This is a genomic window from Vibrio sp. ABH4_348, assembly GCF_056159765.1.
In genome coordinates, this window is the sequence record NZ_JBSWVW010000001.1 from 2,213,695 (window position 1) to 2,229,291 (window position 15,597).

Consider the following 15,597-nt stretch of genomic DNA (forward strand, 5'->3'; position numbering starts at 1 on the left):
ACACAAAAAAGGACAGCTTAGGCTGTCCTTTATTTTTATCTAATATCCAAACTTAACTAGGCGTCTGCAGTCTGGTTACCCTGCGATTCTTCATCGCCAAATTGCTGTACTTTTCTCGCCCATAGGACAGCCATAACCGAACCAGACAAATTGTGCCAAACGGAGAAAATAGTTCCGGCAATAGCGGAAGCGGGCGTAAAAAACTTCATTGCTAACGCAGTTGCTAAGCCAGAGTTTTGTAAACCAACTTCAAGTGCAACTGTTCGACAAGTCTTATCGTCAAAGCCCAAAATTTTGGTGACGTAATAGCCAAAAATTAACCCAAGTGAGTTATGCAAAATTACTGCAAAAGCAACCAGAGGACCGATAGTTGAAAGTTTTTCGGCATTAAGTGCCACGACAATCGCAATAATAGTGACTATTGCGACCATAGAAATCAAAGGTAGCACTGGCTGTATTTTATCAATTGCAGACTTCAATAACACATTAGCGACAACACCAATCACCACTGGCGCCAGTACAATTTTAACTAAACTCACAAGCATGCCACTGACCGGAACATCAACCGTCTCACCGACCAATAGTTCAACGATAAACGGCGTTGCAACCACCCCAACAAGCGTAGACATAGCCGTCATGGTGATAGATAAAGCAACGTCCCCTTTCGCTAGGTAACACATCACGTTAGAAGCGGTACCACCCGCGACTGCACCGACCAAAACCATACCGACGGTCAGTTCGCTATCGAACCCCATAAGTAGGCTTATCAATAATGCAGCGATAGGCATGACCGAAAATTGAAGAACAAGACCAACACCAACGACCGGTAGTTTATTAAAAACACTGGTAAAGTCTTGAGGTCGAAGCGTCAAACCCATCGCTAACATAATGACCGTTAACAACGGTACGATATAACTTTTTAACCCAACAAATAATTCGGGAGATGAATACGCAATAAATGAGAGAAGTAGTGCCCATAGAGGGAACAACTGAGTGACCATCCTGATCATAATGATTCCTATTTCGATAAAAGAATTAATAAACTAACGTTAATTTTGTGTTAAGTACAGAGCTAAGCCGTATCTCATCCGTCGTTTTTCCAACGCTTTCAGACAATTCCAACTACACTTTAGTTAACGTTAAATAAGAGATATTTGAGTTGAGGTCTCAGTCTGACCTTTAGAATATGGGTTGTGGCTAGAAAATAATAACTATGTGGCAGGTTCCCCAATACTCACCCAAAATGGCTTTTTGGCAACAAGTTCTGCTTGCAACTATGCCTGTCGATATGATGGACAAGTATTCTAGTGCCATTGTAAAAGTCATGTGTGTACTGCTTCTTCCTCTTTACTTAGTGGCTATTTATCGCAATCTAGTTTGGGATCCCAACCATAAGCAAGCTCTCATCCTTTCTACAATTTATGTTTTAGGTAACCTTTTTGCGTTAGTCAGTCTAAAAACTCGTACGTCTCACCGAGTCGCCGTCATCATAGCTATTTGGATCAGTGTAGTGATCGCAACCATTCTGCGTAACAACTCAGATATGGCGTTGTCTTTTTACCTAATGATTGCTCCTATCCTAGTGCCCTTTTTGGGGTCACTAGCGACCAGTATTTTTCTTTTCTCTATGAATATTGGTTCCGCTTATTTGATACAACAGATTAGCCCCAACCCAGATTTGCCCTCTCTACAGATGTTTTGGGGCTTAATCATCGGATTTATGTGTGTGGGACTTTCGCTCTTTGTCGGCAGCCTTCTTGCTCATATAAGACGCACCGCCGATGAGATAAAACGTTCAGCACAAAAACAAGCTGGAGTCTTTTCGGTTATTGCACACGAGCTGAGAACTCCAGTAGCATCAATGACAATGTTGATGGAAGAACAAAAACTCAGAGACATAGAACCCCATGGCGAGTTGATTGCAGATACCTCCGAATCACTTCTCAATGTGATTGATAATATGAAATTCGCAGTGCAACCTGACGGTAATGAAGAAAATCATTTGACCTGTTCTTCTCCTTCTTCATCGGTTAGCCACTCAATCAAATTACTGCATGATGTACTCAATACCCATCATATTGAGACTCACCTTTTGCTTACCAAAGAGTCTGAAAAAGAGTGCTTTTATAATGAGCAAGCGTTCAAACAAGTTGTTATCAACCTAGTCAAAAATGCGGCTATTCACTCGGGTGGTAACAATATTTGGGTAACATTAAATTGCCAACACTTTGAACAATCAATGCGTATTCAACTTTGGGTCGAAGACGACGGAAAAGGTATACCTGAAAATAAAGTTGAGGAATTGTTTGAACCGTTCTGCAGAGGGGATACTGAAGCTTACGGTACCGGACTCGGCTTGGCCATTGTCAAACAACTGGCTAGAAAACTAAAGACAGATGTAAGCTACTTTAGCAGTCGTCATGGTGGTGCTGGATTTGAAATTAAACTGATTGTTGAGCTCGCAAACTCTAAGCACTCAAGAGATAGTGAACAAGCCAAAGATCAATCGTGGCTTGTTGATAAACAAATCTTACTGGCAGAAGATAATCCAACGATACGCATGTTAACGTGGAAAGTACTGGAGAGAGCCGGAGCAAAAGTAAGCCCGGTAGAAAACGGGCTTCAAGCGCTTGAGATATTGAATCGCAACGAGTTTGATTTCATTCTTACCGATATTATGATGCCCAACTGCGACGGGTATCAATTAACATCCACTCTGAGAGAGAAAGGCATTTCCACCCCAATAATTGCCATTACCGCAGCCGTAGTAGGAGATGATACTGATAGAATTCTGCAATGCGGTGCTAATGCTGCCATATCCAAACCTATCAAACTCGGGCAATTAAAAAAGTGTTTGGAACAACTCGTCGTTCCAAACACTTAATCAAGCTTTCGTACTTTTAGAACATTAAGCCTTTAATAAATATAGTTTTCGATAGATACAAACTCTATGGGGTAACAGGCTGTACCACTTCAACCCAAGGTCCACCATTTATAGGAATGTCCCCTTGTGTCCAATACTTAGCTTGATAGATTTTACCTTTGTAACTCGCCTTATCCGGTTTGTTATACACCTTAGTTTCTATCCAAGCAGGAACGCCATTTACTGGTGGATCTACCGGCGGTGGATCTAACTTGGCGACCACTCGAACCTGAGGCCAATCTTGATGGCTTAAATAGTGGTTGGTTACACATTTTTCGTAGTCACCTTTAACTAGTGCAGAATACGCTGTTTGATAACTTACCAGTTTACAAGCAAAGGAGTGCCCTGTTGGGTTATCAGGCGTATGAGTCCAATCGCCATCCCAGTTGGTATAAAGGACATCGGTTTCACCTTCTAGGTTTAGGCTTCCGAACGGAATTTGTTGCCAGCAGGTATTAGCTTCATCCGCTTCAATTGGAATCTGATAGTGAGCCGCTAACCCTTCCCAATAACGAATACGGTTTACTGGCTGACCTTTGGTTTTGTTGTGTTCACCACACTCAACACCACCATTGATGACATTGATCGTGGTACCAAAGCCATAACCAATTCCTGCTAACAACTCTTTTTGCGACGGTACCCAAGTACGATCAATAACATGCAGCATAGCGGGTTTAGGGGCTTGAGGAGTTAAGAAGAACCAAATCGCTGAAGCGAGGTTTAACCAAGTATCTGCAACTAGACGGGGATCGTTAAGGAGAACCGTTGCATCGCCATCAAACATAACTTCAGAAAATGGTCCGTAGTTATAATGATAAGACAGCTGCTTAGCGCCGCGACCAAAATAGCCTTGATTTGGTGCACATGGCCAACGTCTCGCTTGCCACGTATCTGTGCTGCTACATCCATCACGATAACCAAGTTGACCTTCAACCCAACCCATCTCGCGAACATGGTGTAAAGCTTGTTGCCACTCTTCAAGACCAAGCGGGTTATCTGAGGTGTTTTCTTTGGTTATGTGCGCGCCAGTTTCCTGCGCAAAGTGGGCAAATGCCGTAATGATAGACTTTTTACAAATGGCATCCGAATCTCGCGTATCGGTATAGGTTCCGCAAAAAGCAGGAAATTTACCAATGGCCCTAAGCAATTTGGTATAGCTGTATTCAGGCGCAGCCATTTTAGTCAGAAAATCCCACTCGGTTTGAGGGAAAATTCGCTCTACTCGTTTAACATTCTCAGGGTTACTGGCTAAACCTGGCAAAATAGATTCAACCACGGTATTGGGACGCGTTTCCAAAGCTTTGGCCCAAATAGCGTACATAGGGTCAGAGGTTCGAGCGGCTTCCATAGCTTCAATTTCCGTCCTATCCATGACAAACCCAGTCGGGTTTAACGGATCAGGCCGAATATTGAGCGCGGCATGACTGCCTGAAGCAACAACTGCAGAGCACAATAATGTGAGTGTAGAGAGCTTATTCATATTGAATACCTACATTGATGGGTTAACCACTTCAGGTTATTCCTCAAATTATCAATTAGGCAGTGAATAGTTTCGAAATATAGTTAATTTGCGAGCGTTTTTTGCTTCTCTAATACTTTTGTTGCTTTTAGGTTTCTCATAAAAGAGACAGCCATCTCACTTTGCATTTTTGATTATTGGATTAGAAAGGCGTTTATTTTCACCAGTAAAAATCCACCTGCATAGCAGGTGGCTTTGAAAGGCCCCCTAAAAGGGGGCTCACTGTTAGTTTTCTAACCCTAAACGCATTTGACGCTCTTCTTCTTCCTTTCCAACACGATCTTGGTGCCGGACATACCTGCGTATAATTTCCTCGTTCATCCCTACCGAATCAACGAAGTAGCCTCTTTGCCAGAATTTGTTACCCCATAATTTCTTCTTTCTTAAATACGGAAATTTGTTAAACATGCGAATCGCGGTTCGTCCTTTTACAAAGCCCATATATGTCGAAACACTTAAACTAGGTGGCAATCTCACGACAAGGTGTACATGGTCTACTTGAACATTCAACTCTACAACCTTACAGTTCTTCATGTTGCTGTAGATGTAGATACTGCGGTAAAGCTCTTTACCTAAATTTCCTTTCAAGATTTTCAGGCGGTATTTGGGTGTCCAGACTATGTGGTACTGGCACCTGTAATAAACGTGTGAAGCGGATTCATATCTGCTCATGTTCTTTATTTCCTTAATTTGCTGGTTACAAACGAGGACATCTTGAACATGAGCGTTCTTCGGGCATAGCCCAAAGGAACGATCACCACCTTCTAAAGAAGGTGGTTTAAGATTAGAAAACTAAAAAGCCAGTGAACAGGTCACTGGCTTTGGTTTTTATCGATGTTCTGCAGTAGGACTTATTCCCACTCAATCGTCGCAGGTGGCTTACCTGAAATGTCGTAAACCACTCGTGAGATACCGTCTACTTCGTTGATAATGCGGTTAGAAACCTTACCCAGGAAGTCATATGGTAGATGCGCCCAATGCGCTGTCATAAAGTCGATGGTCTCTACCGCTCGTAGCGATACAACCCAATCGTACTTACGGCCATCACCCATTACGCCTACAGAGCGAACTGGTAGGAATACGGTGAAAGCCTGAGAAACTTTGTCGTACAAATCCGCGGCATGTAGCTCTTCGATGAAGATAGCATCAGCTCGACGCAGTAGGTCACAGTATTCTTTTTTGATTTCACCAAGAACACGAACACCTAGACCTGGACCTGGGAACGGGTGGCGGTAAAGCATGTTGTATGGCAAACCAAGCTCAAGACCAATCTTGCGAACTTCATCTTTGAATAGCTCACGCAATGGTTCAACCAGACCCATTTCCATGTCTTCAGGCAGACCACCTACGTTGTGGTGAGATTTAATAACGTGAGCTTTACCTGTTTTAGACGCTGCTGACTCGATAACATCTGGGTAAATCGTACCTTGAGCCAACCACTTAGCATTTTGAAGCTTGCGCGATTCTTCGTCGAATACGTCTACGAACACGTGGCCGATAGTTTTACGCTTGTCTTCCGGATCGCTCTTACCTTCAAGTGCTTTTAAGAAGCGTTCTTCCGCATCGACTTTGATGATGTTCAGGCCAAACTTGTCGCCAAACATATCCATAACTTGCTGGCCTTCGTTTAGACGAAGTAAACCATTGTCTACGAACACACAAGTCAGTTTGTGACCGATTGCGCGGTGAACCAACATAGCAACTACGGACGAATCAACACCGCCAGACAGACCCAGAATGACTTCATCATCGCCCACTTGCTCTTTAATACGAGCAACAGCATCATCAATGATAGATTCTGCGGTCCACAGTCCTTCACAACCACAAACACCTAGAACAAAATTCTCTAGCATTTGTTTACCCTGCTTAGTGTGAGTCACTTCAGGATGGAACTGAACGCCGTAGTATTTTTTCTCTTCGTTCGCCATTGCCGCGTAAGGACAAGTATCGGTTTCACCAACTTTTTCAAAGTCCGCCGGGATTTCAACCACTTTGTCACCGTGGCTCATCCACACATCTTGGGTCGCTTCAAGGTCTTTAAAAATCGCTGATTCACCAGAAACCTGAACTTGTGCATAACCAAATTCACGCTCGGTTGAGCCTGCAACTTTACCGCCCAACTGCTCAGCCATGGTTTGCATGCCATAACATACACCAAGAACTGGAACACCTGAATCGAATACATATTGAGGCGCACGTGGTGAATTATTTTCTGTCACACTCTCAGGGCCGCCTGAAAGGATAATACCGTCAGGATTGAACTCACGAATGTCCGCTTCTTCGACATCCCAACTCCAAAGCTCACAGTAAACACCGATTTCGCGAACACGGCGAGCAACAAGCTGAGTGTATTGAGAACCGAAGTCCAAGATCAGGATACGTTGGTCATGAATATTTTGAGTCATGTTAGGGAATCTTCTCTACAAATCTGAAAGGGAGGAGGCTACCGCCTCCAACTCATTAGCAATGTTGCGCTGGTTTAGTCGCCCATGCGGTAGTTAGGTGCTTCTTTGGTGATCTGCACGTCGTGAACGTGAGACTCTTTCATACCAGCACCTGAGATGCGAACGAACTCAGCTTTAGTGCGCATTGCATCGATAGTCGCAGAGCCAGTTAAACCCATACTTGAACGTAAGCCACCCATCTGCTGGTGTACGATCTCTTTTAAACGACCTTTGTATGCAATACGTCCTTCAATACCTTCTGGTACGAGCTTGTCTGCCGCGTTGTCAGATTGGAAGTAACGGTCCGAAGAGCCTTGAGACATAGCGCCTAACGAACCCATACCACGGTAGGATTTGTATGAACGACCGTTGTAAAGAATGATTTCGCCCGGCGCTTCTTCAGTACCGGCAAACATAGAGCCAACCATGACGCATGATGCGCCAGCAGCAATTGCTTTACAGATATCACCGGAGAAGCGGATACCACCATCAGCAATAACCGGAATGTCGTATTGGTTAGCCACTTCAGCCGCATCAGCAATAGCGGTAATTTGAGGAACACCAACACCGGTAACAATACGAGTAGTACAGATAGAACCCGGGCCAATACCCACTTTAACTGCGCTTACACCAGCTTCAATCAGAGCTTTTGCACCGGCAGCTGTTGCTACGTTACCACCAATGATTTCAAGATTTGGGTACGCTTGACGCGTTTCGCGGATACGGTTAAGAACACCTTCAGAGTGACCGTGAGAAGAGTCGATAAGTAGTACATCAACACCAGCTTCAACTAGTGCTGCAACACGTTCTTCGTTACCGGCACCAGCGCCAACAGCAGCACCTACACGAAGGCGACCTTGCTCGTCTTTACACGCATTAGGTTTGCGCTCGGCTTTGTGGAAGTCTTTTGCTGTGATCATGCCTTTTAGTTGGAATTCATCGTTCACAACCAGCACTTTTTCAACGCGAGCTTTGTGCATTTCTTCCTGAACATCTTCAGGTGATGCACCTTCTTTAACCGTCGCCAAGCGAGACTTTGGCGTCATGACTACTTCGACTGTCTTGCTTAAATCAGTCACAAAGCGTACGTCACGGCCAGTGATAATGCCCACTAGCTCGTTGTTTTCGGAAACCACAGGGAAACCGGCAAAGCCGTGCTTTTCAGTTAGCGCCATAACATCAGCAATCGTTGCTTCAGGACGAACGGTAACGGGATGAGCAACCACGCCAGCTTCAAAAATCTTTACTAGTCGAACTTGTTCAGCTTGCTGCTCAATAGACATGTTTTTGTGAATGAAGCCAATTCCGCCTTCTTGCGCAAGTGCAATAGCAAGACGAGCTTCGGTCACAGTGTCCATAGACGCAGAAACCATAGGAATGTTAACGCTAATGTTTTTCGTAACACGAGTACGAAGATCAGCAGTGTTTGGGAGAACGGTGGAGTGTGCTGGTACGAGCAAAACATCGTCGAACGTCAGCGCTTCTTTGGCAATTCTTAGCATTTGCAATATCTCTCAAAATTAGAGGTGATTTAAAGGTGTCTTCAACTCGATAAGAACGTGTTTTTGTGACACGAAATTACTGTTTTGGACTGGATATTGCGGACGCATTATACGGTCAAGGCAATCGCTTTACTACACATTTTTTTATTTTTTATTTGCATTACACCCCTTGATATGTATTATATTGCCGCTAATTTCCATACTCACGTCTAGGCCATTCTCTTTGCCTGTTTCTAACAATCCCAATATTTATACTGTTTCTCGCCTAAATGCTGACGTTCGTTTATTGCTAGAAAATGAGATGGGAATTGTATGGTTGGTGGGCGAGCTTTCTAACTTATCTACTCCGGTTTCTGGCCACTGGTACTTCTCGCTTAAAGACGCTCGAGCTCAAGTCAAGTGCGCCATGTTCAAGGGCAATAACCGACGGGTAACCTTTAAACCAGCAAATGGCCAACAAGTATTAGTCAAAGCAAGATTGTCTCTTTATGAGCCTCGTGGCGACTATCAACTTATCGTTGACAGTATGCAGCCAGAAGGCGACGGTAGACTTCAACAAGAATTCGATGCCTTAAAAATGAAGCTGGCCGCTGAAGGTTTGTTCGCACAAGCGAGTAAACAAGCACTGCCGGAAAACCCTAAAGCCGTCGGTATTGTGACTTCTAAAACCGGAGCAGCTCTTTACGATATATTAGACGTACTTAAGCGCCGAGATCCTAGTTTGCCTGTGGTTATCTACCCTACTCAGGTACAAGGCAAAGGTGCTGAGTTTGAAATCGCCCAAGCAATTGGTAGAGCAAATCAACGAAATGAAGTCGATGTGCTGATTGTTGGACGTGGTGGCGGTTCGATGGAAGATCTTTGGTGCTTTAACGAAGAGATCGTTGCTAGAACCATAGTTTCCAGCCAGATTCCGATTATCAGTGCGGTTGGTCATGAAATAGATGTGACCATTGCCGATTTTGTTGCAGATTCACGAGCCCCAACTCCTTCTGCCGCCGCTGAAATTGTTAGTCGTGACAATAGCCACAAAACTCAAGCGATTGATAGTAGATTACTTCAGTTAAAAAATGTCATGAGCCACTATCTTCTGCGACAAAATGCTGGCTTACAAAGACTAAAGTTTGGTTTGGACCGACAACATCCTCAGCAGCGATTACAAAGTCAGTCGCAACGATTAGATGAGCTTACTATTCAGTTGCAAAAAGCAATGCAGCGCAACCTCGTTGATACCTGTAGAACTTTGGACCAACTCACTTCAAGATTTGAGTTGCAAAGTCCAACTCGAACCATCACAGATAAGACTAAAGCTCTAAACGCACTAACAGAAAGACTAGAAAGTGGTATGCGAGCTAAGCTCACCAAACATACTTATCAATACCAGTTATTACTTGAAAAGCTGGATGCGTATAGCCCTCTTGCAACACTAACTCGTGGATACTCGATTACCTTTGATGCACAAAACAAAGTCGTGACCGATCCAAACCAAGTAACTGATAAAGATGTATTGGTGACTCGAGTAGCAGGCGGTAACATTCGTTCTGTGGTCAAAAAGTAAACCGTCGGTATTAATTCACCTCCATTCGAACAAATTCAAACATAGCCCGCGATTTAGATTTCAGTTCGTTACAGCTGTTACAAAAATAGCTGGTCGCCCCACATGCATTAATCTTTTCCATTTGATCATTACAATCAGGGCAATAAGCCAGTTTTTTAAAACTAACCTCACAGCTGGTACAGAAATAGTTGCTGTGCCAATCTAATTCGTTTTGACATTGAGGACATACATTGTTCATACGCTTTGCTCACCTAAAAACTTTCGCTTTTAGGGTCTCGCGATCTCTACTTGTAAGCTTTGATCAAGATCGCACAAATCAGGTATTTTTCATCATAAGCTAATATACATGCGCACTAACGATTTATCTTACCTTTGAGATAAGATCCTCATCTGATCTTAAGTAAAAGCCACTTTGATCAGCGATCTACCCCAAAAAGAATATTTATATCACCACACATCGAAAGCATAAGTTACATATCCTGCATATGGATTTTTATCGATATATAAATCTAAAATTATTAATGTAAATTACCATAATCAGAATTTTCAAAATCGATCTTATGTCCGTTTAAAACAGGTTTAGATGCTATCTACATTAGTCGTAGCAGTTGAAGGCTCGATACCATGTCTAACGATTGTTGCCATAAACCAACCATCAAAAACAAAAAAAGACGCTGATAAACAGCGCCTTTTCAAAGGTTTCAACTTAGCCAAAGATAAACTTAACGTTTTCCTTTGGTATTACGGTTTTTGAGCATCGACATCATTTGCTTGCGTTTACGCTCTTGAGATATGGTCAACTTACCACCACGATTCTCAAATGGGTTGTCGCTACTTTGGAATTGAACTCGGATCGGTGTTCCCATGATCTCGAGAGATTTACGGAAATAGTTCATCAAGTAGCGTTTGTAGGAGTCTGGCAAATCATTCACTAAATTACCGTGAATAACCACGATCGGTGGATTATAACCACCCGCGTGTGCGTATTTTAGCTTCACACGACGTCCACGAACCATAGGGGGTTGGTGATCGTCAGTCGCCATTTTCATAATTCTGGTCAGTACTGAAGTACCTACACGAGTTGTAGCAGACTTATACGCTTCTTGAACTGATTCAAACAAATGCCCAACACCCGTACCGTGCAATGCTGAAATGAAATGCACACGAGCAAAGTCCACAAACCCTAAGCGGCGGTCCAGTTCTTTCTTAACGTGCTCTTTCACATCGGTATCCAGACCATCCCACTTATTAACAGCAAGAACGATTGAACGGCCAGCATTGAGTGCAAAGCCCAACAGGCTCAAATCTTGATCTGAAATGTTTTCACGCGCATCTATCACCAATAACACGACATTGGCATCTTCAACAGCTTTCAGCGTTTTAACTACAGAAAACTTTTCAACGGTTTCATTGATGCGTTTACGACGTCTTACACCAGCCGTGTCGATCAAAACGTACTCGCGGCCGTCACGCTCCATCGGAATGTAAATTGAGTCGCGGGTTGTACCGGGCATGTCATAAACCACCACGCGTTCTTCACCGAGGATGCGGTTTGTTAGTGTTGATTTACCGACATTTGGGCGGCCGATGATCGCTAGCTTGATTGGCTGAGCCTGCAGACGCTCAAACTCGGCTTCCGCTTCTTGCTCGGTGTACTCAACCTTCTCTTCTTCATCTTCAAAATCGGTTAAATCTTCAATTTCACCATTTTGTTCTGCTAGCTCTTCAGCAAACGGGTTAAGTGCTTTGTCGATCAACGCTCCAACACCACGTCCGTGCGCTGCTGCAATTTGGTACATCTTGTCCATACCCAATTGCCAAAATTCAGCACTGGCTGCATCAGCGTCAATACCATCGACTTTGTTAACCACCAACATGGCAGGTTTTTCGATCTTGCGAAGATGCAGCGCAATGGCTTGATCAGAGGGAGTTAGACCGGCGCGGCCATCCACCATGAATAACACCACGTCAGCTTCCTCGATGGCCGCCAGTGATTGCTCAGCCATTTTGGTTTCTACGCCTTCTTCACTGCCATCGATACCACCAGTATCAACGACAATAAACTCATGGTCACCCAGCTTTGCTTGCCCGTATTTACGGTCGCGGGTTAAGCCTGGGAAATCTGCAACTAGCGCGTCACGCGTGCGAGTCAGTCGGTTAAAAAGTGTTGATTTGCCGACATTCGGACGGCCAACAAGTGCCACCACTGGAATCATAGAAACCTCAATAAATCTCAATTTTAATGGCGTATACCCGATACAAGCTATTGATACACCACGGTTGTTTACAGCAACCTGAAGAAGTCCATCTATGAAAAAATGGTCTTGTTCAAGTCACTTATAAAGCTCACTATTCGCTAAGTTTAGCGTGCGATATTCAGCAGATAAAATCACCTGCAATAGGTATGTTATTCAAACATCCATTTGTAAAACGGCCCCAATCTGAGGCCAGATTGGGGCCAACTGCGAAGTATATCACATTAAATTGATTGAGCTAGCGCTGTTACTCGGATGCTATTACTCTGATACTTTGGTCAGCTTAGCAATGTCACCATCGCGGCTAACGACTAGATACCCGTCATCCAAAATAATCGGAGCCACTGCAATTCCGCTACCATCTACATGAAGCTGTGAAACAAATGCACCAGACTCTTTATCTAGCCAGTGTAAGTAGCCTTCGCTGTCACCAACAACAATGTTATTTTCAAATACTGTAGGTGCCGTGACTAAACGATTTTCTAGCTCATCGTTAGTCCACAGCTCAGTGCCACTTCGGGCATCTACTGCGCTGATATGGTCTTGATCATCGACAACATAGAGTTGGCTACCATCGGTTACCAAATCGTTAGCCGATGAAAATTTGCGTTTCCAAGCTGGCTGACCAGAGCTGAGATCAATCGCGGTTAAGTTGCCATTTACACCAACGATAAATAGCAGACGACCCACGATCACTGGCGCAGAGTCTACATCTACAAGGCGATCTATCTCTGTTGATCCTTGCGGAGTACCGATAGGCTGTTGCCACAACAATCTTCCCTGCTCTACCAGTGCCGCAGCAAGTCGGCCACTGGCCGTACCCCAGAATACACCGCCACTAGACGTCACTGGCTGGCTGCTTCCACGAATCGATAGAGCTGGTGATTCGGTACTAATCGCCCACTTTTGTTCGCCGGTACCTTGGTCAAGTGCAATTAGATTACCTTGAGAGGTATGAACAATCACCAAGTTACTGTCGGTAGCAGGAGCAGTCAGGATTTCACCTAGCTCACGAGCGACCCAGTTAACTTGGCCATTAGCTTGATTTATCGCGTAAAGTTCGCCGTTTTCGCTACCGACAAAAACCTGATCGTAACTCGCGGTTAACCCACCCGAGAAACGAGGAGAATCTTGATCTAATTCTAGCTCCCACAATGTTTCACCTGTGGTCGGAGCAAGGGCTTTAACTACACCATCTCGGCTGGCCACAAAGACTTTGTCGTAAGCAAACGTCGGTTTCAGCTTTGAGAAAAAATCTCCTACACCGCTGCCAACCGATGTCTCCCAAGTCACATCAGTCTCAAACTGATTTTGAATCTCAGGAACCGGCGCCATAACGATGTTATCTTCCTCAGAAGCACAGCCAGCTAGGATACCGAGCGTCAACGACGTTAAAACAGCTTTTTTCAACAAGTTCTTCATAGTCATCAACTCTATCTGGCTAGATCATCTAATTTCATTTGCAATAACTGACTGGCGTCGGACGCAAGTTGCGCTTGAGTATAAGAGTCGAATGCCGCGTCTTTATCACCTTGCTGCAATTGAATGTCACCGCGAAGTTCAGCTAAACGACCGGCCCAACTTTCGTCGGTAATTTTATCAAGCTCTGCAAATGCCAAATCATAGTTAGTTTGCTCAGCGTGCAAACGCGCCAAACGATATTGAATCACCGCCGCTAGTGCTGGATCTTGATTTTGCTCTTGAGCCCAATTCAATTGGCTAATCGCTTCGTCCAGCTGAGCGTTATCAACGAACGCTTTGGCTAGCTGCAATGCAGCCAGAACGGCATAACTTGTGTCTGTATTGGAATCAATGAAACTTTGCACATTATCGGACGCATCTAAGCCCTGAGCGGCCAAGCTCTCGATAGCTTTAGTGTAAGAATCAGAAGCCAGCTCCTGTGCTTCAATGACTGAACTCTGGTAATAACGCCAACCAAATAGACCACCAAGACCTACAACGGCACCAAAGATCACGGCTTTGCCGTTTTCTTTCCACCAGTTTTTAATTGCCTCGACCTGTTGTTCTTCGGTTTCGTAGACTTCCACGTTTTGTCCTCGTTACTTCTTGCGCGGCTTCACAGCCACTCAATAAACTGAAAATTATAAAGTTTGTGCTAGTTTCTCAGCCACTTCGGTCGTTGGCAATGTAAATTGCTCACCGCCTTTTAGGTCTTTGAACACAACCGTGTTTTCCGCGACTTCATTTTCACCTAGCACTAAAGCAACCGCGGCACCGACTTTGTCTGCACGCTTAAATTGCTTCTTAAAATTGCCTCCACCAAAGTGGTTCATAATGCGAACATCTGCCAGTTGGTTACGCAGTGATTCGGCAAGCATAATGCCTGCTGCCATTGTGCCTTCACCCGCGGTTACCACATAAACATCTACGGCTGGACGTACTTGATCAAGCTCTAAAGCTTCTAGCATCAGCACAAGGCGCTCTAGCCCCATACCGAAGCCCACAGCGGGTGTCGCCTTACCGCCTAACTGCTCAACCATACCGTCGTAGCGGCCACCGCCACACACTGTACCTTGAGAACCAAGGCTATCGGTGATCCACTCAAATACCGTGCGATTGTAATAATCCAAACCGCGCACCAAGCGGTCATTGACGGTGTATTCGATACCAGCAGCGTCTAGAAGTTCACACAAACCGGCAAAATGTTGTTTAGAGTCATCGTCTAAGTAGTCCGACATACGAGGCGCATCGCCCAAAATAGCTTGTACATCGGGATTTTTAGAATCCAGAACACGCAACGGATTGGTGTACATGCGACGCTTACAATCTTCGTCCAATACATCCATGTGCTGCTCTAAAAACGCAATCAAGACATCGCGGTAGTTGGCACGGGCTTCGGATGAACCGATAGAGTTCAACTCTAAACGCACGTGCTTATCAATGCCCAACTCTTTCCAAATACGCGCCGTTAACATGATCAACTCGGCATCAACATCAGGCCCTTGCAAACCAAATACTTCAGCACCACATTGATGGAACTGACGGTAGCGACCTTTTTGAGGACGCTCGTGGCGGAACATAGCTCCCATGTACCACAAACGCTGCTCTTGGTTGTACAGCAAGCCATTTTCAATACCAGCACGCACACAACCTGCTGTGCCTTCTGGTCGCAGCGTTAGGCTGTCACCATTGCGGTCTTCAAAGGTATACATTTCCTTTTCAACCACATCGGTCACTTCACCAATGGCGCGACTGAATAGATGAGTCATCTCAACAACCGGCATACGAATTTCGCTGTAACCATAAGAGCTGATTACGCGTTTTACTGTAGATTCCACTTTTTGCCAAAGGGGAGTCTGTGTTGGAAGGCAATCGTTCATGCCTCGAATTGCTTGAATTGTTTTAGCCACAGTACTTACCGTAAAGTTGTTGAGA

11 protein-coding genes and 1 pseudogene are annotated in these 15,597 nt (G+C 44.6%); 2 read left to right on the forward strand and 10 right to left on the reverse strand.

Annotation, left to right across the window (positions count from 1 at the left end):
- Window positions 1-56: 56 nt before the first annotated feature.
- Window positions 57-1,010: a bile acid:sodium symporter family protein gene (locus tag ACXAFJ_RS10195; protein WP_475323186.1), complete on the reverse strand. Its 954-nt coding sequence runs from the start codon at window positions 1,008-1,010 to the stop codon at window positions 57-59.
- 233 nt (window positions 1,011-1,243) lie between these two features.
- Between ACXAFJ_RS10195 and ACXAFJ_RS10200 the strand changes: the two genes are divergently transcribed.
- Window positions 1,244-2,884: a response regulator gene (locus tag ACXAFJ_RS10200; protein ID WP_475323187.1), complete on the forward strand. Its 1,641-nt coding sequence runs from the start codon at window positions 1,244-1,246 to the stop codon at window positions 2,882-2,884.
- A gap of 94 nt (window positions 2,885-2,978) precedes the next feature.
- Here the strand turns inward: ACXAFJ_RS10200 and ACXAFJ_RS10205 are convergent.
- From ACXAFJ_RS10205 to guaB, 4 genes and pseudogenes are all read right to left on the reverse strand, one after another.
- Window positions 2,979-4,403: pseudogene (locus ACXAFJ_RS10205) on the reverse strand (chitinase); the annotation flags it as partial.
- Window positions 4,404-4,667: 264 nt separating this feature from the next.
- Window positions 4,668-5,114 (reverse strand): IS200/IS605 family transposase, encoded by a 447-nt coding sequence (gene tnpA, locus ACXAFJ_RS10210; RefSeq protein WP_475322979.1) that lies wholly within the window; start codon window positions 5,112-5,114, stop codon window positions 4,668-4,670.
- Window positions 5,115-5,293: 179 nt separating this feature from the next.
- Window positions 5,294-6,847: a glutamine-hydrolyzing GMP synthase gene (gene guaA / locus ACXAFJ_RS10215; protein WP_475323188.1), complete on the reverse strand. Its 1,554-nt coding sequence runs from the start codon at window positions 6,845-6,847 to the stop codon at window positions 5,294-5,296.
- Between the two features lie 74 nt (window positions 6,848-6,921).
- A complete protein-coding gene (gene guaB, locus ACXAFJ_RS10220; RefSeq protein WP_475323190.1) occupies window positions 6,922-8,388 on the reverse strand; it encodes an IMP dehydrogenase in 1,467 nt (488 codons plus the stop codon).
- A 223-nt stretch (window positions 8,389-8,611) separates the two neighbouring features.
- Here guaB and xseA point away from each other — a divergent pair, with 223 nt between their 5' ends.
- Complete coding sequence (gene xseA, locus ACXAFJ_RS10225; protein WP_475323191.1) at window positions 8,612-9,946, forward strand: exodeoxyribonuclease VII large subunit; 1,335 nt, start codon at window positions 8,612-8,614, stop codon at window positions 9,944-9,946.
- Window positions 9,947-9,956: 10 nt separating this feature from the next.
- Here the strand turns inward: xseA and ACXAFJ_RS10230 are convergent, their stop codons facing one another.
- From ACXAFJ_RS10230 to hisS, 5 genes are all read right to left on the reverse strand, one after another.
- The gene (locus ACXAFJ_RS10230) at window positions 9,957-10,184 is read right to left on the reverse strand and encodes a zinc ribbon domain-containing protein (RefSeq protein WP_475323193.1); all 228 of its coding nucleotides are present in this window, start codon (window positions 10,182-10,184) and stop codon (window positions 9,957-9,959) included.
- A 484-nt stretch (window positions 10,185-10,668) separates the two neighbouring features.
- Window positions 10,669-12,162 (reverse strand): ribosome biogenesis GTPase Der, encoded by a 1,494-nt coding sequence (gene der, locus ACXAFJ_RS10235; RefSeq protein ID WP_475323195.1) that lies wholly within the window; start codon window positions 12,160-12,162, stop codon window positions 10,669-10,671.
- 300 nt (window positions 12,163-12,462) lie between these two features.
- Window positions 12,463-13,623 (reverse strand): outer membrane protein assembly factor BamB, encoded by a 1,161-nt coding sequence (gene bamB, locus ACXAFJ_RS10240; RefSeq protein ID WP_475323196.1) that lies wholly within the window; start codon window positions 13,621-13,623, stop codon window positions 12,463-12,465.
- A gap of 11 nt (window positions 13,624-13,634) precedes the next feature.
- Window positions 13,635-14,249, reverse strand: a complete 615-nt coding sequence (locus tag ACXAFJ_RS10245) for a YfgM family protein (RefSeq protein WP_475323198.1) — start codon at window positions 14,247-14,249, stop codon at window positions 13,635-13,637.
- A 54-nt stretch (window positions 14,250-14,303) separates the two neighbouring features.
- Window positions 14,304-15,572: a histidine--tRNA ligase gene (hisS, locus tag ACXAFJ_RS10250; RefSeq protein ID WP_475323200.1), complete on the reverse strand. Its 1,269-nt coding sequence runs from the start codon at window positions 15,570-15,572 to the stop codon at window positions 14,304-14,306.
- Window positions 15,573-15,597: the final 25 nt, after the last annotated feature.